Source organism: Sediminibacterium sp. FW305-C-269, assembly GCF_058231045.1.
This window is the reverse complement of sequence record NZ_JBIQXQ010000002.1, coordinates 93513-118110: the sequence shown is the minus strand read 5'-3', so window position 1 is coordinate 118110 and position 24598 is coordinate 93513. Positions and strand designations below refer to the sequence as shown.

Annotated in this window: 20 protein-coding genes; 12 read left to right on the top strand and 8 right to left on the bottom strand. The window is 48.5% G+C overall.

The genetic code is table 11. The features are described from left to right. Window positions 1–68: 68 nt before the first annotated feature. Window positions 69–911: a transketolase gene (locus tag ACH3Y6_RS05910; RefSeq protein WP_490834670.1), complete on the top strand. Its 843-nt coding sequence runs from the start codon at window positions 69–71 to the stop codon at window positions 909–911. Between the two features lie 105 nt (window positions 912–1016). Here the strand turns inward: ACH3Y6_RS05910 and ACH3Y6_RS05905 are convergent, their stop codons facing one another. After that, window positions 1017–2231, bottom strand: a complete 1215-nt coding sequence (locus ACH3Y6_RS05905; protein WP_490834669.1) for an FtsX-like permease family protein — start codon at window positions 2229–2231, stop codon at window positions 1017–1019. A gap of 40 nt (window positions 2232–2271) precedes the next feature. After that, window positions 2272–2646 carry a 30S ribosome-binding factor RbfA gene (gene rbfA, locus ACH3Y6_RS05900; protein ID WP_490834668.1) on the bottom strand — a complete coding sequence of 125 codons (375 nt, stop codon included), beginning with the start codon at window positions 2644–2646 and terminating at the stop codon, window positions 2272–2274. A gap of 63 nt (window positions 2647–2709) precedes the next feature. Here rbfA and ACH3Y6_RS05895 point away from each other — a divergent pair, with 63 nt between their 5' ends. Continuing rightward, entirely contained in the window at window positions 2710–4530 is a 1821-nt protein-coding gene (locus ACH3Y6_RS05895) for an ABC transporter ATP-binding protein (RefSeq protein ID WP_490834667.1), read from the top strand. Window positions 4531–4790: 260 nt separating this feature from the next. Here the strand turns inward: ACH3Y6_RS05895 and ACH3Y6_RS05890 are convergent, their stop codons facing one another. The 4 genes from ACH3Y6_RS05890 to hemH all read right to left on the bottom strand — a co-directional run bounded on the left by ACH3Y6_RS05890 (window position 4791) and on the right by hemH (window position 11086). Continuing rightward, window positions 4791–5780, bottom strand: a complete 990-nt coding sequence (locus ACH3Y6_RS05890) for a TraR/DksA family transcriptional regulator (protein WP_490834666.1) — start codon at window positions 5778–5780, stop codon at window positions 4791–4793. Window positions 5781–5786: 6 nt separating this feature from the next. After that, window positions 5787–9140: an isoleucine--tRNA ligase gene (ileS, locus tag ACH3Y6_RS05885; protein ID WP_490834665.1), complete on the bottom strand. Its 3354-nt coding sequence runs from the start codon at window positions 9138–9140 to the stop codon at window positions 5787–5789. A gap of 209 nt (window positions 9141–9349) precedes the next feature. Beyond that, window positions 9350–9898 (bottom strand): CopD family protein, encoded by a 549-nt coding sequence (locus ACH3Y6_RS05880; RefSeq protein ID WP_490834664.1) that lies wholly within the window; start codon window positions 9896–9898, stop codon window positions 9350–9352. Between the two features lie 129 nt (window positions 9899–10027). Beyond that, a complete protein-coding gene (gene hemH / locus ACH3Y6_RS05875; RefSeq protein WP_490834663.1) occupies window positions 10028–11086 on the bottom strand; it encodes a ferrochelatase in 1059 nt (352 codons plus the stop codon). A 232-nt stretch (window positions 11087–11318) separates the two neighbouring features. Between hemH and hemA the strand changes: the two genes are divergently transcribed. The 10 genes from hemA (at window position 11319) to ACH3Y6_RS05825 (ending at window position 21239) form a co-directional block, all read left to right on the top strand. Next, window positions 11319–12521, top strand: coding sequence for a glutamyl-tRNA reductase (gene hemA / locus ACH3Y6_RS05870; protein WP_490834662.1), 1203 nt, complete (start codon window positions 11319–11321; stop codon window positions 12519–12521). 3 nt (window positions 12522–12524) lie between these two features. Next, on the top strand, window positions 12525–13502 hold the full coding sequence (gene hemC, locus ACH3Y6_RS05865; RefSeq protein WP_490834661.1) for a hydroxymethylbilane synthase: 978 nt from the start codon (window positions 12525–12527) through the stop codon (window positions 13500–13502). Beyond that, the gene (locus ACH3Y6_RS05860; protein WP_490834660.1) at window positions 13495–14223 is read left to right on the top strand and encodes a uroporphyrinogen-III synthase; all 729 of its coding nucleotides are present in this window, start codon (window positions 13495–13497) and stop codon (window positions 14221–14223) included. The genes hemC and ACH3Y6_RS05860 overlap by 8 nt, the downstream gene beginning before the upstream one ends. A 61-nt stretch (window positions 14224–14284) precedes the next feature. Continuing rightward, window positions 14285–15316, top strand: a complete 1032-nt coding sequence (hemE, locus tag ACH3Y6_RS05855) for a uroporphyrinogen decarboxylase (protein ID WP_490834659.1) — start codon at window positions 14285–14287, stop codon at window positions 15314–15316. 15 nt (window positions 15317–15331) lie between these two features. After that, entirely contained in the window at window positions 15332–16249 is a 918-nt protein-coding gene (gene hemF / locus ACH3Y6_RS05850; RefSeq protein ID WP_490834658.1) for an oxygen-dependent coproporphyrinogen oxidase, read from the top strand. A gap of 6 nt (window positions 16250–16255) precedes the next feature. Then, window positions 16256–17230: a porphobilinogen synthase gene (gene hemB, locus ACH3Y6_RS05845; RefSeq protein WP_490834657.1), complete on the top strand. Its 975-nt coding sequence runs from the start codon at window positions 16256–16258 to the stop codon at window positions 17228–17230. A 129-nt stretch (window positions 17231–17359) separates the two neighbouring features. Beyond that, the gene (locus tag ACH3Y6_RS05840) at window positions 17360–17728 is read left to right on the top strand and encodes a four helix bundle protein (RefSeq protein WP_490834656.1); all 369 of its coding nucleotides are present in this window, start codon (window positions 17360–17362) and stop codon (window positions 17726–17728) included. A 32-nt stretch (window positions 17729–17760) separates the two neighbouring features. Continuing rightward, complete coding sequence (gene hemL, locus ACH3Y6_RS05835; protein ID WP_490834655.1) at window positions 17761–19047, top strand: glutamate-1-semialdehyde 2,1-aminomutase; 1287 nt, start codon at window positions 17761–17763, stop codon at window positions 19045–19047. A 109-nt stretch (window positions 19048–19156) separates the two neighbouring features. Further along, entirely contained in the window at window positions 19157–20152 is a 996-nt protein-coding gene (locus tag ACH3Y6_RS05830) for a 2-hydroxyacid dehydrogenase (RefSeq protein WP_490834654.1), read from the top strand. 46 nt (window positions 20153–20198) lie between these two features. Beyond that, complete coding sequence (locus ACH3Y6_RS05825) at window positions 20199–21239, top strand: hypothetical protein (protein ID WP_490834653.1); 1041 nt, start codon at window positions 20199–20201, stop codon at window positions 21237–21239. A 75-nt stretch (window positions 21240–21314) separates the two neighbouring features. On the opposite strand, the gene ACH3Y6_RS05820 is transcribed toward ACH3Y6_RS05825, so the two are convergent. Next, on the bottom strand, window positions 21315–21992 hold the full coding sequence (locus ACH3Y6_RS05820) for a lipoprotein signal peptidase (RefSeq protein WP_490834652.1): 678 nt from the start codon (window positions 21990–21992) through the stop codon (window positions 21315–21317). A gap of 110 nt (window positions 21993–22102) precedes the next feature. Then, a complete protein-coding gene (locus ACH3Y6_RS05815) occupies window positions 22103–24598 on the bottom strand; it encodes a bifunctional UDP-N-acetylmuramoyl-tripeptide:D-alanyl-D-alanine ligase/alanine racemase (protein WP_490834651.1) in 2496 nt (831 codons plus the stop codon).

Sequence of the window (24598 nt, the reverse complement as noted above, 5' to 3'; positions counted from 1 at the left end):
TCTATACCCGGCTCCGCATTCCAGACTTTTAACTTTCCCCTATCTTCGCAGCCATAATCAACAGCTTTATGGCAAGTATACAGGAGTTAAAAAACGTAGCCTCTCAATTAAGGCGCGATACCGTTAGAATGGTGCATGGTGTTCAGAGTGGTCACCCCGGTGGGTCACTGGGTTGTGCCGATTTCCTGGCCGCCCTGTATTTCCACATCATGAAACACGATACCCATTTTACCATGGACGGAAAAAATGAAGACCTGTTCTTCCTTTCCAATGGCCATATTTCTCCTGTATTCTACTCAGTATTGGCCCGTTCCGGTTATTTTGATGTAAAGGAACTGGCCAGTTTCCGTAAGCTGAATACCCGTTTGCAGGGACACCCCACCACCCATGAACATTTACCGGGTGTACGCGTGGCCAGCGGTTCACTGGGCCAGGGTATGAGTGTTGCTATCGGCGCCGCACTGACCAAAAAACTAAATGGCGATAACCACCTTGTATTCTCCCTGCATGGGGATGGTGAACTGGATGAAGGACAGAACTGGGAAGCCATCATGTTCGCTTCGCATAACAAAGTGGATAACCTGATCGCTACCATTGACTGGAACGGACAGCAGATCGATGGACCTACAGAAAAAGTGATGGCATTGGGTAACCTGCGCGCTAAATTCGAAGCTTTTGACTGGACCGTTCTGGAAATGGACGGCAACGATATGGACGATATCATTAAGACAATGGATAAGGCCAAATCAATGACCGGCCAGGGCAAACCCATCTGCATACTCATGAGAACTGAAATGGGTAAAGGCGTTGATTTCATGGAAGGCAGTCATGAATGGCATGGCATTGCCCCGAGTGATGAACAACTGGCCAAAGCACTGGCGCAGTTGCCTGAGACGCTGGGCGATTATTGATCCACCCTGTTTGAAAAATAACCGGAGCCCATCCTTTGTGATGGGTTCTTTTTTAGATATCGATGTGAAGATGGCTCGCAGCGGTGCGAAGGTGCGGAGCGGAACCTAACTTTTTAAAGAGAACAATTGTTGTCCTGCTTTGCGGGCGGGTATCCAGGCAGCCAGTACGGCAATGAAAGCGATGGTAGCGATGACCAGGAGAAAATCGCCTGCCACCATTTTAACGGGGTAATAATCGATGATGAAAGTGTTGCCACCTAATTTGATGAAATGAAACCGGATCTGTAACCAGCAAATCAGGCTCGCAAGTAACATACCAGTCCCACCACCCAATGCTGCCAATAGCAGTCCTTCACTTAAAAAGATGCCCTGTACCGCCTGGTTACTGGCACCCATGGCTTTGAGTACAGCAATGTCTTTCTGCTTTTCCAGCACCAGCATGGTCAGTGCGCCGATCATATTAAATGCCGCAACCACCAGTATCAGTGACAGAATACCGTAGATCACCCATTTTTCCACCTGCATAACAGCGTACAGGCTCCGGTTCTGTTCATATCGGGTCTCTACCAAAAAATCTTTCCCCAACTGTGCCTGCAATTGTTGTTTCACTTTGTCGGGGTTGTCGGATATTTTCATTTCAATGGCACTGTATTCATCAGCATCCATATTCAGCATGTATTTTACAAAACCAAGGTTGGTGAATACATACTTATTGTCGAAATCCTGCTGCACCATGAATGTGCCTGCGGGTGTGATATTGAAAGCATTAAGGCCATCATCGGCGCTTAACCGGGCGGCCTGGCGGTTGGGCAGGTAGAGGGTGGCTCCGTAACCGGGTTTCTCTACATCAATGCCCGCAGCATTTTCTATGCCGGCGCCTACCACCAGTTGTGGTTCGGCCACCGTGCCCAATGCAAATTTGCCGCGAGGGATATGTTCGGGTGTATTGATGTGGTTAACCGAAGTATACTGTTCATCCACCCCTTTCACAGACACGATGGTTTGCAGAGCCCCACTGAGCACAGCTTTTTCCTCTACTACAAAACTGATCACGGCAATACCCGGCGTGCTTTTCAGTTGCTGCATTTTATCACCGGGAAAATGAAAGGTTTTACCACGTGCCGGAGTAACACGTATATCGGCATAGAAATCGGCATAGAGGCCTTTCACCAGGTCCTCAAAACCATTGAACACGCTCAACACTATGATCAACGCCGCACTGCCCACCGCGATGGCCGTAACGCTGATCCAGGCGATCACGTTGATGGCATTGGTAGATTTGTTGGAGCGGAAATAGCGCCAGGCAAAAAGAAAATTCATTGGATGGGCGGATTAACGAATTAGCGAATTAGCCAATCAGCTAATTCTCCTCTCCCGGAGGTTTGTCCTGTTTGATCTGTTTAAAAATCTCTTCCATCTTAAACACATAATCAAGTGTGTCATCCAGGTAAAAATGCAATACAGGGATCCGGCGCAGCTGGTGTTTTACACGGTCGGCCAGTTCTTTCTTGATTTCCCATGCCCTGGATTCGATCGTTTTCATCACTGCCTGGGTATCTTTTACCTGGAACAGGCTCAGGTAAATACGTGCTTCCAGCAGGTCGGGCGTCACTTTTACGGAAGAAATGGATACCATTCCGCCATCGATCATGGCCAGGTTCAAACGCCTGAAAATATCGTTCAGTTCCTCCTGTAAAGCACCTGCCACCTGTCTTTGCCGTTTTCCTTCCTCCATATTCTAACATTTGATTGACTGCAAAATTAGTTACTTTGCTGCGTTTTAAAGGTTTTACATTTTATGAAGCGATTTTCCCGCATACTTTTTTACCTGAGAAGCCAGAAACGGAACATAGTGCTTTATGTCCTGTTTAACCTGCTCTCCATCGTTTTTTCGCTGGTATCGCTGGCCATGCTGGCCCCTTTTCTGCAGATGCTGTTCGGGAAAGAGAAATTTCTGAATGTACAGCCCGGCCTCTCTTTTTCAGCCGAAAGCATCCTCAACTACCTAAAATACTATATCGGCAGATTAATTTCCGACCATGGTGAGATCTACGCTTTGGGAGCCATTTGCCTGATCATCATCATTGCCATTTTTTTCAAGAACCTATTCACTTACCTCTCTTTCCGGGTACTGGCACCCATGCGTAACTACGTGATGACCAAACTCCGTTCCGACCTGTATGCCAAGATACTGGAACTTCCCATTGGCTTTTTTACAGAGCAGCGCAAGGGCGATATCATCAGCCGTATGAGCAACGATGCCAATGAAGTGGAATGGAGCGTGATGAGTACCCTGGAAGGACTGATCCGTGATCCCTTGAACATCCTCATCATCCTGGTGTCGCTGGTATACCTGAGTCCAGCCTTATCCCTGTTCCTGCTGGTATTATTACCTCTGACCGGTTTTATCATCGGCCGCGTAAGCCGATCGCTCAAGAAACAATCCACCGCCTCACAAGAAACACTGGGCACCCTGATGTCGATACTGGATGAAACACTGGGTGGCCTGCGGGTGATCAAAGCTTTTAACGCTGAAAAGATCCTGCGCGGTAAATTCTTTCAAACCAATGATACGCTGAACCATATCCGCAACCGGATGAATTTCCGCCGCGACCTGGCTTCGCCTATGTCGGAATTCCTGGGTGTGTTGGTTTTAAGCTGTATCCTGTGGTTTGGCGGTAAACTGGTACTAAACCAGGAAGTGGGACTGAGCCCCGAGAGTTTCATCACGTATATCGTATTCTTTACTCAGATCATCAATCCCGCCAAATCCTTATCCACTGCCTTTTACAACGCGCAGCGCGGCAGTGCAGCCATTCAACGCATTGAGGAGATATTACAGGCTCCGATCACTGTTACCGATAAAAAGGACGCTGCTGAGATCATCTCCTTCAATAAAAGCATTGAGTTCAGGAACGTCTCTTTCGCATATGAGGACAAAATGATCCTGAAGAACATCAACCTGGTGATCGAAAAGGGTAAGACCGTTGCCCTGGTGGGTTCTTCCGGTGCAGGTAAGAGTTCACTGGCCGACCTGGTACCCCGTTTTCATGATGTAACAGAAGGTGAACTGCTGATCGACGGCGTCAATATCAAAGATTACCAGCTGCACTCGGTACGCAACCTGATGGGTATCGTGACACAGGAGCCGATCCTGTTCAATGATACCATTTCGAACAATATTGCTTTGGGGGTTGACCATGTAACACGCGAACAGATCGAACACGCTGCCACGGTGGCCAATGCCCTGTATTTTATCCGCCACAAAGAGGAGGGATTTGACACCAATATCGGCGACAGGGGCAGTAAACTGAGCGGTGGCGAAAGACAGCGCCTGACCATTGCCCGTGCGGTACTGAAAAACCCACCGATCCTGATCCTGGATGAAGCCACTTCCTCGCTCGACACCGAAAGCGAACGATTGGTGCAGGATGCCATCAATAACATGATGCAGAACCGGACATCACTTGTTATCGCCCACCGCCTATCCACCATCCGTCATGCCGATGAGATCATTGTACTCCAGAAAGGAGAGATCGTTGAACGTGGCAACCACGACCAGTTACTGGCCCATAACGGTATCTATAAAAAGCTGGTGGATATGCAGGAAGTGAGGTGAATATTGAACAGACGAACAAGGAACAGATGAATGATGATCGGAGTGATTCTGCAATATCCATCATTCCTATCCATGACGGGATTCCTTGCCGGATATTCTGGGGTCTATTCACCGCAGAGCCGCAGAGAACGTGGAGTTTTCGCAGAGATTAATCAAAAACCACTTCGTCATTCCTTGTTCGTCTGTTCATCTGTTCAATATTCAATATTAAAAAAGGCCTCCGTTGAACGGGAGGCCTTTTTACTTATTTACAGTTTTTTTTATTGTTGTTCAGGAGCCGGTTTCACCAGTCCCAGTTTGGCTTCCAGGCTGAGGGTGGCATGGGGTACGGCACGTAAACGGGCTTTATCGATCAGTTTACCGGTAACACGGCAGATACCGTAGGTCTTGTTCTCGATACGCATCATGGCTTTTTCCAGGTGATCGATATAAGTGATCTGTCGACTGGCCATCTGGCTCAGTTGCTCCCTTTCCATACTCATGCTGCCGTCTTCCATGGTCATGTAACGGGCATCGTCGTTATCGCCGCCCATTTCATCCTTGCGGGTGATCAGGCCCTGCAGATAGGCCAGTTCTTTTTTGGCTGCTTCCAGCTTTTTGCTGATGAGTTCACGGAATTCGTTCAGGTCGCTGTCGCTATATTTCACCAGGGGTTCGCCATTAGTCCTGGCGGCGTCAGCCCTTTTTTCCAACTGGGTATAACCGGGCTGGTAAGGAACGCTGGTCTTGGTGCTGATCTTAGGTACTTTAACGTCTTTGATGGGTTCTGGTTGTTTTTTCACAGGCTTCACGGGTGGAACCGGTTGTGGTTTCACTTCTACTTTTGGTTTAATGGGAGCCGGCGCTGGTTTAGGAGCCGGCGCTGCTGCTTTGGCAGGAGCGGCGGGTTTGGACGCGGGTTTCGCAGCCGCTTTTCCTGCCTTTGCCGGAGCTGGTTTAGGAGTGGGTTTGGCAATTGCTTTCACCGGAGCCGCTTTTTTGGCGGGTTTAGCAGCTACTTTCTTAGGGGCTGGTTTAGGAGCAGGCTTCGCAGCCGCTTTCTTTGCCGGAACTGCTTTCTTAGGAGCTGGCTTAGCAGCCGCTTTCTTCGCCGGAGCCGCTTTTTTGGCGGGTTTGGGCGCAGGTTTGGGAGCCGCTTTTTTAGCCGGAGCCGCTTTCCCCGCCTTTGTCGGGGCAGGTTTAGGAGCTGGCCTGGCAGCCACTTTCTTGGCTGGAGCCGCCTTTTTCGGAGCAGGTTTCTTTGTTGGCATACAGTTTTATCCTTTTTTGTTTACAACCACTTTCAACAGCGCATCATTGATCTCAATTTCAGTGCCATCCGCTATTTCGGAGGCCCAATCAATGGTATCTGCCAAAATTTCGCGGCAAATATAATCGTTATATTTAATAATGGACGGCTTGAGGCCAGTGGCATCAAGCACGGTTACGAATATACGGTCTGTCAGTTCAAAACCGCTTTCTTTTCTGATATTTTGCACACGATTGACGAATTCACGTGCATCCCCCTCCTGCTTCAGTTCCTCGGTCAGGGTAATATCCAATGCCACGGTCAGACTGCCTTTTCCGGCCACACTCCAGCCGGGAATATCCTCAGCCACAATATCCACATCCGATAATTCTATTGCAACTTGTTCATTATCAATGTTTAATGTAAACTTTCCTTCCTTCTCTATTGTTGCGATATCCACCTGGCTAAAATTACTGATAGCCGCGCTGACCGCTTTCATTTTGGCCCCCATCCGGGTACCCAGGGCCTTGAAATTGGCTTTGATCTTCTTACTGATCACTCCTTCCGTTTCAGTGATGTACTGCATTTCCTTCACGTTCACTTCGGCCTTGATCAGGTCTTCGATCTTCTCCAGCTGGGTCTTCATCCGCGCATCCAGCACCGGAATCATCACTTTCTGGAGTGGCTGACGGACCTTGATATTCACTTTTTTGCGGAGCGACAGCACCAGCGAGCAAACATCCTGTGCCAGCTGCATCCTTTCTTCCAGGGCTGTATCAATGGCAGCTTCATTGGCTACCGGGAAATCGGCATGGTGTACAGATGCTACGGTGAATTTTCCGGTAACCGAATTCAGGTTACGGAACACCGCATCGCTGAAAAACGGCGAAATGGGCGCCATCAGGCGTACGATGGTCTCCAGGCATTCATACAGGGTCTGGTAAGCACTGATCTTATCCTGCTCATACTCTCCTTTCCAGAAACGACGGCGGCAGAGGCGTACATACCAGTTGCTCAGGTGTTCATCTACGAATTCTTCAATGGCCCTGCCCGCCAGGGTTGGTTCATACTCATCCATCGAGCGGGTCACGTTCTTCACCAGTGTATTCAGCGAAGAAAGGATCCAACGGTCGATCTCAGGACGATCTGCCAATGGAACAGGAGCCTGCTCAAAGGCAAAACCATCTACGTTGGCATACAGCGCAAAGAACTGGTAGGTATTATACAGGGTTCCGAAGAACTTACGTTGCACTTCCTGAATACCGGCCAGGTCGAACTTGAGGTTATCCCAGGGCGATGCATTGGTGATGAGGTACCAGCGGGTGGCATCAGCACCATATTTTTCGATGGTCTCAAAAGGATTCACCACGTTGCCGAGGCGTTTGCTCATCTTGTTGCCATCCTTGTCCAGCACCAGGCCGTTACTCACTACCGCCTTGTAGGCTACGCTGTCGAACAGCATCACACCCAGTGCGTGCAGGGTATAGAACCAGCCACGGGTCTGGTCAACCCCCTCACAGATGAAATCTGCAGGGAAGACCTGGCCCTTATCTATATATTCCTTGTTCTCAAAAGGATAATGCCACTGTGCATACGGCATGGCACCGCTATCGAACCAAACGTCGATCAGGTCCGGCACTCGTTTCATGGGTTTACCCGAAGCGCTCACCAGTATGATATCATCCACAAAAGGTTTGTGCAGGTCGAGTATGCCTTTGTGCAGGTAATGTTTATTCACGTCACCGCCCAGCACTTCATTGGCTTTGCGGATACCCTCGTTCAGTTCTTCAATGGAACCAATGCAGATCTCTTCGGCGCCATCTTCCGTTCTCCAGACCGGTAAAGGTGTTCCCCAGTAACGGCTGCGGCTGAGGTTCCAGTCCACCATGTTCTCCAGCCAGTTGCCAAAACGTCCCTCTCCGGTAGATCTCGGTTTCCAGTTGATGGTCTTATTCAACTCCACCATACGGTCTTTCACGGCAGTGGTCCTGATGAACCAGGCATCCAGCGGATAATAGAGAATGGGTTTGTCTGTTCTCCAGCAATGCGGGTAACTGTGCTCGTATTTTTCTACTTTGAATGCTCGGTTCTCTTTTTTCAGTTTTACGCTGATGTCCACGTTCACATCCACATAATCTTTCTCATCCTTGTAGTTCTTTACATAACGGTTGCTGAACTCACCCAGGCCATCCACGAATTTACCCTGCCTGTCTACCATGGTCAGGATACCGATATTGTATTTCTTTCCTACACGGTAGTCATCTGCACCAAAAGCAGGGGCGGTATGAACGATACCGGTACCATCTTCGGTCGTAACGAAATCTCCCAGGATCACACGGAATGGTTTTGCATCGGGGGTGATCTCTTTAATGGCTGTCAATGAGTTCGCTTCATAAGGCAGCAGCTGCTCGTATTCGCAGTTTTCGATCTGTGATCCCTTGCATTCGGCCAGTATTTTCCAGGGCAGCAGTTTTGCTTTTTCGTTGTATCCCGCAAAATCCCCATTCTCTGCTTCCGGTTTGAAATACTTGCCCAGCAAGGCTTTGGCCAGCACTACGTTGATGGGAAGATGGGTGTACGGGTTGAATGTGTTCACCAACACATAATCAATATTAGGTCCCACTGTTAACCCCAGGTTGGAAGGCAGTGTCCACGGTGTGGTGGTCCATGCCATGAAGAAGACCTCTTCGGATCCGGCTGCATCGAACAGGAACTGACTCTTCGCATTCTTCACCGCCTTGAACATGGCCACGGCAGATGTATCTTTCACATCCTTGTAGGTTCCCGGCTGGTTCAGTTCATGTGAGCTTAGACCGGTTCCGGCAGCGGGTGAATAGGGCTGGATACTCACACTCTCGTAGAGGTATCCTTTTTTATACAATTCACTCAGGATCCACCAGAGCGTTTCAATGTATTTGTTATCGTAGGTGATGTAGGGATCGTTCAGGTCTACCCAGTAACCCATTTTCATGGTCAGCTCATCCCATTTGCCCTTGTAACGGAGCACGGCTTCGCGGCATTTCTGGTTGTATTCCTCTACGGAGATCTTCTTGCCAATATCTTCTTTGGTGATACCCAATTCTTTCTCCACACCTAATTCAATGGGCAGCCCGTGCGTATCCCATCCTCCCTTACGTTTTACCTGGAAGCCCTGCATGGTCTTGTAGCGGCAGACCATGTCTTTCAGTGTACGTGAGATCACGTGGTGGATACCCGGCATACCGTTGGCACTGGGGGGACCTTCGTAAAACACAAAGGGTGTCTTGCCCTCTCGCAGTGAAACACTTTGTTCAAATGCCTGTCCTTCGTTCCATTTGGCCAGGATCTCCTGCTCAATAGCCGGGAGGTTCAATCCGGAAAATTCTGGGTATTTAACGCTCATAACCTGAAAATCGCTTGAAAGGTACTACCCACCGGGTAAAAGGCGGGTTTTAAAGGCTGCAAAGGTACGAAATATAAGGACGTGAGTCGTGAGTGGTCAGTGGTGAGTAGGGAGTAAGAGGATTGGTAAGTCATTCGTTCCGGGTACCTATCATTCGGACCCATTCACAATTCACCATTGTCAATTTCCCACTCACGACTCACCACTCACTACTTCCTGTTTCTCAACACCTTATACATCCGTATTGCGCTCATCAGCAGGCCGATGAACAGGAGCAGTCCTACCAGCCCCCATACCAGGCTGATGCTCTGTTTGACAACCACCAGCATTACAATGGCGATGAGCAACACGGTGGCCGCTTCGTTCCAGATCCGCAGTTGCTGGGAACTGTACCGGTAAATACCCTTGCTTTCCTGTTGCAGGATCAGGTGCAGGCTCCAATGGTAGACATAAAGCAGCACCACAAAAGAAAGTTTGATGAGCAGCCAACGGCCTTCGGGAGAAAAAACCTGCGTGTACCAGTTGCCGTTGATGAGCACCCATGTGCCAAAGATCAGGGTGAGTATGGCTGAGGGCCAGGTGATACCGTACCAGAGCCTTTTCATCATGATACCAAGCTGGCTGCGGAGGGCGTTTTTCTCTGCTTCCGGTCGTTCTCCTGCTTCGGTTGCATAGATAAACAGGCGGGGCATGTAGAACAGTCCGGCAAACCAGGTCACGATAAAGATGATATGAAGGGCCTTGAGATATGCGTACATGGAGAGGGAAAAATGAAAAATTAAAAATTAAAAACGCCGAACAGTAGATGGGTTTTGGTCTTTGGTCTTTAGTGAGAACCATTCATTTCATTCATCTGTTCCTTGTTCTTCTGTTCCTTGCTCTTCTGTTCATCCGTTCAAAACCATCTCTCTGCTTCCTGCATTATGGGCTTGTACCCATTTTGCCAGGGTTTCTACCCACAGGGGATGAATATTCAGGCAGGGGATCATTTCGTAGGATTCACCACCTGCTTCCATAAAGGTCTCTTTACCTCTTTCGGCGATCTCTTCGAGGGTTTCCAGGCAATCGCTGATGAAGGCCGGACAGATGACCAGCAGCTTCTTAATACCTTCTTTCGGCATCTGCTCCAGGCGAACATCCGTAAAGGGTTGCAGCCAACCTCTGCCCAGGCGCGACTGGAAAGAAATACTGTATTTGTCTTTGGGCAGACCCAGTTTTTCTGCTACCAGCCGGGTAGTGGTGAATACCTGGTGTCGGTAGCAGGTGTCGTGTGCCATCGTGTTCACTTCACAGCAATTGGGCACTTTCATACAATTGCATCCATTACCACCCCCTGTTTTACGCAGGTGGCGTTCGGGTATCCCATGGTAGCTGAAAAGGATATGGTCGTATTCTTTTTCCAGCCAGGGCTGCATGCTGGCAGCCAGGGCATTCAGGTAGTTCTCCTCGTTATAAAAAGGCTTGATGAAAGAAATGCGGAACGGATAGTTGCCGGTTGCATGATGTTCCTTCGCCTGAACGATCGCCGTTTCATAACTGCTCATGGCATAATGCGGATACAGTGGCACAATAATCACTTCTTGCAGCTCAGGGTTCTCTTTCAGCAGTTCATCAAAAGCCTGCCTGGGAGACGGGTTGCCATAACGCATGGCAATGGCCACGGGTTCGGCTATCTGCTGCTGCAGTGATTGTTGCAATTGTTTGGTGAGCACGATCAGCGGGGAACCTTGTTCGGTCCAGATGGTTTGATACGCTTCTGCCGATTTGGGTGCACGGAAAGGAACAATGATGCCCCGCACTAGGAGAGCCCTGCTGATCAGCGGCATATCGATCACACGGCCATCCATTAAAAACTCATTCAGGTATCTTCTCACGTCTTTCACAGCAGTTGAATCTGGCGAGCCCAGGTTCATTAACAGGACGGCTTTTTGTGCAGGTTGTGGCATAGTTCAATTGTGTTTGCAAAGGTATAGTAACAGAACACATACGTAAAAGTTTTAGCGAATAACGGTTAGCCGGCGCAAACGGGCACCAACCAAGCATTTCGAAGGATCGGGGGTAATTGTCATGACAAAACGTGACAGAGAAATGACAATCGAATGACGTATCTCATGTTTTTTAAGAAAGTGTCTAAGATACCTTTGCGTTCATAAGACCAATACCGAAAAGAGCAGTTACATGGAGATGAAGCAATTTTTCACAGTGGGGATCAATTACAAAAAAACTGATGCGGCCATCCGTGGAGAGTTTGCGATTGGTTCCGAGCAATATGCTTCCCTGCTGGAAAAAGCGACCCGCAAGGGCATCAAAGAGGTATTTGTACTGAGCACCTGTAACCGTACCGAGATCTACGGCATTGCCGACAACGTCCAGGTGCTGATCGACCTGCTCTGCCAGGAAACCGCAGGTGACGCAGCTACTTTCCAACAGTTATGTTATATCAAACAGGGCAGCGATGCCATCCAGCATATTTTTGAGGTTGGCGCCGGTCTGGACTCACAGATCCTGGGCGACTATGAAATTGTAGGGCAGATGAAACTGGCGGTGAAATTTGCCAGGGAGAGAGGATGTATCGGCGCTTTCATGGAGCGTTTGTTCAATACGGTACTGCAATCATCCAAAGCCATCAAAAACGAGACCGCTCTCAGTGGTGGTACCATTTCCGTTTCTTTTGCCGCCATCCAGTTCCTGAAACAACAGCTATCTGATACCCGTAATAAAAAGATCGTGCTGCTGGGCACCGGTAAGATCGGCCGTAATACCTGTAAGAACCTGGTAGATTACCTGAACACCACCGATATTACCCTGATCAACCGCACCGACGACAAAGCCATTGAACTGGCAGCAGAACTCGGTCTGAAAGCAGCACCATTCGCTGCCATGCAGGCAGAAGTGAATGCCGCCGATATTGTGATCGTTGCAACCAATGCAGAAAAACCCATGATCACCCGGCAAGACCTGCTGCACAGCGGACCCAAGATATTGATCGACCTCTCTATCCCCAATAATATAGAGCCGGCAGCCGGCACATTACCGCAGATCACCCTGGCCAATGTAGATGACCTTTCAGTGATCAACGACATCACACTGCAGAAAAGAATAGCAGAAGTTCCCAAAGCAAGGACCATTATCCAACAGCACAGGCAGGAATTCGCAGAATGGTGGTTGTTACGCAGTCATGTGCCGGTTTTAAAAGCCGTAAAACAAAAATTACACGACATGCACTCATGTAGCATGTTCCAATCCATCAGCCAGGTAAGCAGCATCGACAAGGCTGCCATCCAGAAAGTGGTGAATACGGTAGCCGTAAAAATGCGCAGCCAGCATCAGCCGGGATGTTACTATATTGAGGCTATCAACGATTTCATGACCAGCAATTAACCCATGACAAAGCCTTTACGAATCGGCACCCGCGACAGCCAGCTGGCCGTGTGGCAGGCCACATTAGTGCAAAACGAGCTAAGCCGCAAAGGCATCGCTTCCGAGCTGGTATACATTAAAAGCGATGGGGGTATTGACCTGGTAACCCCTCTGTACGAACTGGGCGTACAGGGCATTTTTACCAAAACGCTGGATGCCGCCCTGTTAAACAACCGGATCGATATCGCCGTTCATTCGATGAAAGACGTTCCTACACAACTGGCGAAGGGCCTTCAGCAATCAGCCGTATTACCGAGAGCTTCTTTTAAAGATATTCTGGTATACAAAGGTGATAAAGAACATTTATTGGAAATATTGGGCTCCGTGAATGGTGAGTGGTCAGTGTTGAGTGAAGAGGCACAACTCAGGTCTCACGTCTCAAGCCTCACGATCGCCACCAGCAGCGTTCGCCGCAAGGCACAATGGCTGAACCGTTATCCGAACCATATTTTAGACAACCTGCGTGGTAACGTAAATACCCGGATGCGCAAACTGGAAGAAAGCAACTGGAACGGCGCCATTTTTGCCGGAGCCGGCCTGGAGCGGATCGGGTTACGGCCATCCAACTCCATCGACCTGGACTGGATGTTACCTGCCCCATCACAGGGTGCCATTATGATTGCCTGTCGTGAGAAGGACCCACAGGCATTCGATGCCACCCACCAGTTGAACGATACGGCAACGGCCACCTGCACCAAAATTGAAAAAAAATTTTTACGTGTGCTGATGGGAGGCTGTACCACACCGATCAGTGCATTGGCCACCATACAGGAGAACACAGTGCATTTCCGTGGGAACGTTCTGTCGCTTGATGGAAAACAAAAAGCGGAAATAGAAAAAATCGTACCTGTTTCAGAAGCAGGTGCATTGGGAGAACTGGCAGCCGAAGAACTCTTGCAGAAAGGCGGTGCCACCATTATTGAATCGATCAGAAATGCCTAAGAACCCTGTTACCATATTATCAACCCGGCCGGTATCCGGCAAACAGCTGGACAATACCCTGGCAAAAGGGGTAAGTATTTCCGTACGATCCTTCATTGAAACCTCACCGGTGCAGAACATAGAGGTACAACAGGAGCTGGAATCTATATCGGTACAGGAAGCCATTGTTGTGTTTACCAGTATGAATGCGGTGGAAGCGGTCATAGGTATGCTCGATGGCCATATACCCGATTGGCGCATTTACTGTATGGGCAATACCACGCAACAACTGGTGGTTGACTATTTTGGTGAAGATGCCATAGCCGGAACAGGCAACAACGCAGTTGAACTGGCGGAAACACTGATAGAAAATGAAGTACCGGATGAAGTGATCTTTTTCTGCGGCAACCTTCGTCGGGATGAACTTCCGGCAAGGCTGCATCAAGAAAGGATCGATGTACAGGAGATCGTCGTTTACGAAACAACTGCCATTCATCACAAAGTGGAAGAAACGTATGACGGCATCCTGTTCTTCAGCCCGAGTGCGGCTGAAAGTTTTTTTGCCACGAACCAACTGCCCCCGCATACTGTTTTATTTGCGATCGGCACAACCACCCGTGATGCCATTGCCCGGTTCACCCAAAACAGGATCCTGGTCAGCGGGCAGCCCGGCAAAGATGAACTGGTAGAACAGGCAGTGAACTATTTCACCGGCAGCAAACAACCGGGAAACAAACAATAAAGCAAAATAGGAATACAAAGAGAATTGTGCAACGAACTTTCACAATTCACAACTCAGCAATATGTTACAAAACGACCTACTACTTAGAGCCCTTCGTGGCGAAGTTACCGAGAGAACACCCGTATGGATGATGCGCCAGGCTGGCCGTTACCTGCCCGAATACAGGGTGCTGCGTGAAAAATATGGCTTCTTCGAAAGATGCCAGACACCCGAACTTGCCTGTGAGATCACCCTGCAGCCGGTAGATATCGTAGGGGTTGATGCAGCCATCCTGTTCTCGGATATCCTGGTGGTACCACAGGCCATGGGACTGGAAGTGCAACTGATCGAAAGCAAGGGTCCCGTATTACCCGATCCCATCAAAACAGCGAACGACCTGAACCGTGTACGTGTACCGGATGTGAACGAGACCCTGGGATATGTATTTGATGCCATCAGACTCATCAAGCAGGAACTCAATGGCCGTGTACCGCTGATCGGTTTTGCCGGCGCTCCCTGGACGCTGCTTTGTTATATGGTGCAGGGGAAGGGATCCAAAACCTTTGATGAAGCCAAAGCTTTCTGTTACACAGAACCCGAACTGGCACACCAGTTACTGCAGATGATCACCGATACCACCATCGCCTACCTGAAAGAGCAGGTAAAAGCCGGTGCCGATACGGTGCAGATCTTCGACAGCTGGGGAGGTTTGCTGGGTCCCGATGATTTTGAAAACCTTTCTTTACGTTATATCCGCCAGATCGTTGCCGCACTCAAAGACACGGCACCTACCATCATCTTTGCCAAAGGAGCCTGGCATAGCCTGGATAATATGGCAGCAACCGGTGCGCATGGACTGGGTATCGACTGGTGCATCAAACCACAGATGGCTCGCCAATTGGCAGGCAATCATGTGACCCTGCAGGGCAATTTTGATCCTGCCAAACTGTTGTCACCCATCCCCGTGATCAAAAAAGAAGTGACCGCGATGCTGGATGCATTTGGCCCAGGCCATCATATTGCCAACCTGGGGCATGGCATTTTGCCGAATGTTCCGGTAGACCATGCCCGGGCATTTGTGGATACCGTAAAAGAATACCGGCACAAAATATAACGACGCATAACTGTCATGGAAGATATCAAAACACAATGGATCAATCTTATTCACCAGCTACAGGATGATATCTGCCTGGCTTTGGAAACCTGCGATGGTAAGTCCCGATTTATCGAAGACAAATGGGAAAGACCTGAAGGCGGTGGCGGGAAAACCCGCGTGATCAGTAACGGAAACGTGTTTGAGAAGGGAGGTGTCAATACTTCTGTGGTCTTTGGCAGTGTTACTGACACCATGCGCAGCCAGCTTAAAATCGATGGCGACAAATGGTTTGCCTGCGGTATGAGCATTGTGATACACCCGCTGAATCCTTTTGTACCTACGGTGCATTGCAATTACCGCATGTTCGAATTGTATGACGCGAATGATCATGTGATCGATCGTTGGTTTGGTGGCGGCACCGACCTCACACCATATTACCTGTTTGAAGAGGATGCCCGCCATTTTCACCGGACCTATCAAAGCATCTGTGACGGTTTTGACACAAGTTTCTACCCGCGTTTCAAAGCAGAGTGTGATAACTATTTTGTGAACCGTCACCGGAACAATGAACGCCGTGGCATTGGTGGTATTTTTTACGATCACCAACGGCCCGATGCAGACAGGGATGTTCAGTTCTGGATCCGTTTTGCGAAAGCCTGCGGATATGCATTCATAGATTCGTATATTCCGATAGCGGATAAACGGAAACAGACCGTTTACCAGCCGGAACATAAATACTGGCAGGAGATCAGGCGTGGCCGATACACCGAGTTCAACCTGGTGCATGACCGCGGAACCATTTTTGGACTGAAAACGAATGGCAGAACAGAAAGCATTTTAATGAGCTTACCGCCAACGGTAAGATTTGAATACAATCATCAACCGGCTGAAGGAAGTGCAGAAGCAGCATTATTGGATGCATGCCTGCACCCCCGCAACTGGGTCAATTAACTAGTTATGTACCTGCAAAGAAGAAACAGGATCTTACGCAGATCGGCCGCTATCCGTTCAATGGTGGCGGAAACCATTTTACGCCCCGCAGATTTCATTGCACCCTTATTCATTGATGAGGGAGAAAACGTTGCAACGGAGATCGCTTCCATGCAGGGTTATTACCGGCGTTCCCTGGACCTGACCGTGAAAGAAGTGAAGGAACTCTGGAGCATGGGGATCCGATCCGTTCTCCTGTTCATCAAATGCAAGGACGAGTGGAAAGACAATACCGGCAAAGAAGCCTGGAACCCCGATGGTCTGATGCAACGAAGCATAAAAGCCATCAAGGATGCGGTTCCGGAAATGGTGGTGATGACCGATGTGGCCCTGGACCCTTACTCCTCCTACGGACATGACGGCATTGTAAAAGATGGCGAGATCGTAAATGATGAGACCGTAGAAGCTTTGGTGAAGATGAGTATCAGTCACGCCCGCTCCGGTGCTGATTTTGTGGCACCCAGCGATATGATGGATGGACGCATCGGCGCCATACGCAGCGGACTGGAAGAAAACGGCTTTACCCAAACCGGCATCATGAGTTACAGCGCCAAATACGCGTCCTGTTTTTATGGGCCGTTCCGCGATGCACTGGACAGCGCTCCCGGCTTTGGTGACAAGAAGACGTACCAGATGGATTATGCCAACCGTACAGAAGCCATCAAGGAAACACTCATGGATGTGGAAGAAGGTGCAGATATAGTAATGATAAAACCAGCCATGGCCTACCTCGATATCATCCGTGAGATCAAAAACACGGTGGATGTACCGGTAAGCGCTTATCATGTTAGTGGTGAATATGCCATGATCAAAGCCGCAGCCAAAATGGGCTGGCTGGATGAGAACAAAGCGGTGATCGAGAGCCTCACGTCCATCAAACGTGCCGGTGCCGACCTGATCGCCACATACTTTGCAAAAGATGCAGTGAGGTTGATGGGGTAGTAATTGGAAGGGTAAGTAGTTATACTTGTGAGAGGATGAGTTTTTTAACGGAATTTTGTCGGGAGTAGTCAGTGGTGAGTAGGAAGTGAAAAGATCGCGCTTATATTGCGGTATAGTAAATAGGCTGCAATGTTTTTAGGTCTATCCCATACAAAACTAATAGCATTCCAACATTCTAAATTGTTGCTGTTGGAATGCTATAGAATCACAAGGTATTTTCCTTCAGATGAGAGATTTGCAATGACTCAGCAGATCAGGCGGGCAGCATTATCTATTCACCTGAATTTGGCAGAAGGGGCTTCCAGGAGGTCCGATAAAGAAAGAATAAGATTTTTTGAAATCTCAAGAGGATCATTAGTTGAGTTGGATACTGCATTTGATATTGCTATATCGCTCAATTATGTTACTGATAAAGAATTATACAACTTAGGCGAATTAATTATTAAAACGTTCAAATTACTAACAGGACTGATCGGAAGATCAGGTACTCCGAAATAGAACTCCCTACTGACCACTCACAACTCACAAAAATGTACGAAAAAAGCAAACAACTCTTCACCCGCGCCCAGCAATCCATCCCTGGCGGTGTGAACTCACCGGTACGGGCATTTAAAAGCGTGGGCGGAACGCCTTTGTTTATCGAAAAAGCAAAGGGCGCTTATTTATACGATGCTGACGGCAACGCATATATTGACTATATCGCTTCCTGGGGCCCCATGATCCTGGGACATGCCTACGAACCTGTAGTGAAAGCCATCCAGGAAAAAGCCCTATTATCCACCTCGTATGGTGCTCCTACCGAGTTGGAGATACAGATGGCCGAACTGATCAAGAGCATGGCCCCGAACGTAGACCTGGTAAGGATGGTGAGCAGCGGAACGGAAGCCTGTATGAGCGCGCTGCGGTTGGCAAGAGGGTATACCGGAAAGAACAAGTTCATCAAATTTGAAGGATGTTACCATGGACATGCAGATGCATTCCTGGTGAAGGCCGGCAGCGGACTGGCCACATTCAACATACAGACCGTTCCGGGTGTCACCGGCGGTGTGGCCAACGATACCCTCACCTGTGCTTTCAACGACCTGGAAGCGGTAGAACAACTGGTAAAAGAAAATAAGAACGAGATCGCAGCCATCATCACCGAACCTGTGGTAGGCAATATGGGTTGCATATTACCTGAGCCCGGTTTCCTGGAAGGATTGCGCAAGATCTGCGACAGGGAAGGCATTGTTTTCATTTTTGATGAGGTCATGACCGGTTTCCGGCTGGCCGCCGGTGGCGCACAACAGCATTTGAAGATAGATGCGGACCTGGTAACCTATGGCAAGGTAATTGGTGGAGGAATGCCTGTGGGTGCCTTTGGCGGCAAACGCGAGATCATGGAAAAGATCGCTCCACTGGGCAATGTATACCAGGCCGGTACCCTCAGTGGCAACCCGATCGCCATGGTGGCCGGTTTTACCATGCTCACCGAATTAAAGAACAACCCGGGGATCTATACCGAACTCGAAGACAAGACCGCTTACCTGCACAAAGGGCTGGACGCCGTACTCAAGGCCTCCGGCACCCCTTATGTGATCAACCGCCTGGGTTCCATGATCAGCCTGCATTTCAGCGATCACCTGGTCAGGGATTTTGCCACTGCCGCATCGGCCAACAACGAACTCTTCAAAAAATATTTTCATGCCATGCTGCAACGCGGCGTTTACCTGCCACCTTCCGCTTTTGAAAGTTGGTTCCTGAACAATGCTTTGTCCTATGCCGACCTTGACAAGACCATTCAGGCAACCGAAGAAAGTCTGAAAGAGATCCTGTGAATCGTGGTGGTGAGTGGTGAGTAGGGAGTGAGTGTAATACCCTCCCTACTCACCACTCACTACTGACGATTCACCCCGATTCCCCAAGCCTACGTATCTTTAGCGCATTATGAAAATCATATTCTTTTCCGCGCAACCGTACGATAAGGATTTCTTCAACAGCCAAAATACCGACCTGGGTTTTGAGCTGGTGTATCATAAATCGCAACTGAATGAACAGACCGTCGGCTTGGTTGATCATGCCGAAGCTGTATGTGTTTTTGTGAACGATAAAGTAACTGCATTGGTATGCCGGCAACTGGCCGACAAAGGTGTTAAGATCATTGCTCTGCGCTGTGCCGGTTTCAACAATGTAGACCTGGAAGCTGCCAAAGCACTGGGCATCAAAGTATGCAGGGTACCTGCCTACTCGCCCGAAGCGGTAGCGGAACATGCATTGGCGCTGATCATGACACTGAACCGGAAAACACACAAAGCCTATAACCGGGTAAGGGAACAGAATTTTTCATTGAACGGATTACTGGGTTTTAACCTGCATGGAAAGACCATTGGTGTGATCGGGACCGGTAATATCGGAAGAGCCTTCTGCCGGATGATGATGGGCCTGGGTTGCCAGGTAAAAGCATTCGATGTGATCGCCAATACGGAACTGGAAGCTATTGGTGTTACCTATCATCCGCTAACCGATGTATTAAATACGGATATCATTTCGCTACACTGCCCATTGAACGAACAGACCAGATACCTGATCAATACAACTACCATAGAAATGATGAAACCCGGGGCAATGTTGATCAATACCAGCCGGGGCGGACTGATTGATACCAAAGCCGCTATTCAGGGGCTTAAATCGGGCCAGATCGGCTACCTGGGCATTGATGTGTACGAACAGGAGGAGCACCTGTTTTTTCGTGATCTGAGTGGCACCGTAATACAGGACGATGAAATTCAACGCTTAATGAGTTTCCCCAATGTGCTGATCACTGCTCACCAGGCCTTTTTCACCGATGAAGCCCTCTCCCAGATCGCTACAACAACGTTAAATAATGTGGATCAGTTATTAAAAAATGGTAATTTGACCAGCCGGGCAGCGTTATTAGTATAAATTTTATCTGATATTCGTATACAGCCAGTAAATGCAAAAACCAACCATGATCAAATTAACCCTTCGACTCAGCGTTATCCTCGCTGTGTTCATAGCTTTCCAGGCATGTAAAAAAGAATACAGCGTGGAAAAAGGTGGATTCAATGGTATCGCCCAGGGAGAGCTGGTAGACTCACTGGGAAACTGCAAATCTTCCGAAGTACTGGGGGAATATAAAGTGGACACCCCACTGATAGCCACCTATAACTACGTGAACATCAATGTCAACTTTACTGCACAGGGTAAATACAAGATCTATTCCGATACGGTGAACGGTATGTGGTTCATAGATTCCGGTTTTGCCGTAAGTACCGGCCCCTCCGTGATCAAACTGAAAGGTTATGGAACGCCCATCCTTCCCAAAACCACCGATTTTGTGCTGATCTTCAATAACAATATCTGTAGTTTCTCCATTCCGGTATCAGGAAGTGGTTCAGGTAGTGGCAGTGGTACAGGGGGTGATTATTTCCCTACCACGATCGGTTCCAGCTGGGTATACCAATACATTCCCAAACTCGGCAATATCGATACGTTCACGGTAAGTGTGGCTCCTGGCCAGATCATACGTGATACCCTCAGCTATGCGCAGTTTGCCACAAGACTGCAGGACACTTTCTATTTTGCCAAAGACGGCAAGGGCAACTATTACGCATTAAGTACCGTTGATTTCGATTATACATTGATCTTCGATACCATACCGAATTCGTTCATCAGTTATCCTTTCCTGAAAGAAAGCGCCAATGTAGGCGAGAGCTGGTCCTCTACCGCACAACCCGGTTACTGGACAAATGGCGTCAGAGGAACAGCTAAAGCGGTATTCACCATCATCACAAAAAATACTTCCCCGTATACCATTGGTGGCAGGCAATACTCCAACGTCATCAATGTAAAACGGGAGATCCAGTTCCTTCCTGATAATGGCACTAGTTATCAAACCCTTTTTTCAGGCAACAGCTTTTATGCCAAGGGATACGGTCTGATAGACCAGGTATTCAATACCACATCGACACAAAGTGTTTCGCTCTTCGGCATACCAGTGATCAAGTAGAAAGTTAAATACTTCTTTATAATACAAAAAGCCCCGACACATAGTATCGGGGCTTTGTATTTACCTTATTTTCTTTTAGAATATCTGTGTTTTATCATTGACCACACTATCTGTCTCAATCGTCTGATGTTGCAGTTCCTCATGTTTTTTAAAGAAACGGTTCTGGAAAACCAGGATCGCAATGACGCCGGCAGAAATAGAAGCATCGGCCAGGTTAAATACGGGGCGGAAGAACTCGAATTCATCACCTCCTACCCAGGGTATCCACGAAGGAAAATGGGCATTGGTAATAATGGGGAAATAGAACATATCCACCACTTTACCATGCAGGAAACTGGCATAACCACCTCCCGGAGGAAAAAAGCGGGCCACATTCTGTGAAAAAGGATTGCTTTGCTCGAAGATCAGTCCGTAAAACAAACTGTCAATCAGGTTACCCAGTGCCCCGGCATAGATCAATGCGGCACAAACGATAAATCCCCGATGGTATTTTTTACGGATGAAATCTCGCAGCAAAAAGCTACCCCAGATTACGGCCACCAGCCGGAACAGGGTAAGAATGATCTTACCAAAATCGCCGCCGAATTTCCAGCCCCAGGCCATGCCCTCATTCTCTACAAAATGCAGGCGGAACCAGTTGCCAATCACTGTATGCTCCTCACCGGCATAATAATTCAACTTGATGTAAAACTTCAGCGCCTGGTCGGCGAAAATGATCAGCAGAATAAGAAATACGATTTGTCTGGCTTTCACTGCATGTTTTTTATGGTGGGCAAAGATAGGGCTTTGTATTATTTGGGGATTTGAACGCCGGTGATTTGGGAATTTCTTACAACTTATGGTTTTATCCGGTACTACCCCGCTCACTCTTCCAGGTATACCCGTTTAACCCGCTGGCTGATACCTGTCATGATCTCATAAGCAATGGTATCTCCCCATTTAGCCAGTTGTTGCACGGGCAGGTGTTTACCGAACAGTTCTACTTCCATCCCCTCTTTCACGTCCGGAATATCCGTTATATCCAGCATGGTCATATCCATACAGACATTTCCGATTACCGGGGCCAGTTGACCATTTACATACACACTGGCTTTACCGTTACCCAGTTTCCTGCCAAAACCATCGGCGTAACCGATGCGGATGGTCGCTATCAGACTATCGCGCTCCACTACCCCTTTTCGGTTATACCCTACACTTTCTCCTTTTTTTACTTTCCGGATCTGCGCAATCGTAGAACGTAGGGTAGCTACTGTATGGAGGTTCAATTGTTCTCCGTCGGCACTGTCCACTCCATAGAGGCCAATGCCCAGACGAACCATGTCAAACTGGTATTCAGGTTGGCGGAAAATAGCCGCTGTATTGGCAATATGCCGGGTAAAATGATACCCCAGTTTCTGCTGCAGTATCTCACAGGCATTTATAAAACCTGTAACCTGGATTTGCGTAAACCCATCGTGTATCGCGGTTTCGCTACCTACCAGGTGACTGAATACCGATTTTACAGCCATGGTCTGGCGTGTGTGCAACCATTCGGCAACCGCTGCTGCTTCTTCCACTTCAAAACCCAGGCGATTCATACCGGTGTTGAATTTAATGTGGACCGGGAATTGCTGTATACCCTGTTGATCAAGATAATGATGAAACGCATGATAAATGGGGAAAGAATAGATCTCCGGTTCGAGGTTATGTGTTACCAGCGAATCAAAACCTGCGGGGTCTACATTCATCACCATAATGGGAAGGCTGATACCGGCATTACGCAATTCCACCCCTTCATCTGCATAAGCCACTGCCAGGTAATCCACCTTATGAAACTGCAGTACCCGCGCCACTTCAACACTGCCGCTACCATAACTGAAAGCTTTCACCATGGCCATCAGTTTGGTTGAGGGTTTCAACCGCTGCTGGTATTGCCGGAGATTATGCCCCATGGCCGTAAGATTGATCTCCATCACCGTCTGGTGCACTTGCTGTTCCAGCCAGGCCGAGATCCGTTCAAATGCAAAAACACGGGCACCCTTCAACAGGATATATTCATTGAGAAAATCGTGCGTGGTAGCCTGTTGTAGGAAAGCTTCCGTGGAAGGATAAAAAGCCAGACTTTCTAAGGATCCGGATACACCGAACAAATGTTGGTAACGCATAATAGACGGACCAATACCGATCAGCCGGTGTATACCCCGGATCACCAATTGTTCCGCAATATCACGGTACAATGCTTCTTCATATTGTCCGGACTGCAGGATATCAGAGAGTATCAGCGTGGTACGATGAGAACCTGCCTGCTGTTGCAGGTAATCAATGGCAAGATCAAGAGAAGACAGATCATTGCTGTAACTATCATTGAGCAGGTAACAATTGTTGATGGCTTTTTTTAGTTGCATCCGCATGTCCACCGGCTCCAGTAATAACATTCTTTCCCGGATCAGAGATATTGCATAATTCATCTGCAGCATTACAGACCAGCAGGTGATCGCATTATCGATCGAGACCCTGTCTGTAAAAGGTATGGTTATATCAATGGTTTCGCCTTTATACTCTGCACTGATGCGTGTCGTATTATCAGTTCTCTCTTCCGAAACAACAACCAGCGTGGCATCAGATTCGCGGCTCCAGGAAAAAAAATCCCGGGTACCAGCGAACAGGACTTTGTCTTTACCGTCCGGATCAAGCTGGTTTTGCAGTGCTTCTCTGCCAAATACGAGAGAATCGCTGTTATGGAACAAACCTGCTTTTTCCAAAGCCTTTTGCCGGATGCTTTCAAAACCTTCATTATGCGCATCGGCCAGATTGGTAAATACGCCGGCTGTGGGTTGAATAATCTTTTCCAGCCGCTGCATCTCATGATGGGTAGAGATGCCGGCTTCAAAGATCGCCAGCGTATGTTGTTCATTCAGCTGCCAGACACTCAGTGGTACACCTATCTGCGAGTTGTAACTGCGCGGGCTTCGTACAATCACAAAATCTTTTTGCAGCAACTGGTACAACCATTCTTTTACGATGGTCTTGCCGTTACTTCCCGTGATCCCGATCACCGGTATCGAAAACCGGCTACGATGGTGAGCTGCCAGTTGCTGAAGGGCTTCCAGCACATCAGGCACTGTTAAAAAAATAGCTCCGGCTAAACCTTCCGGAGGCGTATACCCTTTTCGCACCACAAAATGCCGGACTCCCCGTTCATACACCTCTTTGATGAATTGGTGCCCATCGCGCCTCGGACCGCTGATAGCGAAAAAAAGGGATGTTTCGGGAAATACGATCTTACGGCTGTCGATAAGCAAGTGCTCTATAACAGTATCGACCTGTATAGCTGCTGCTGCCTGCAGGATATGTACAATATCTCGTATGCGGTATGTCAA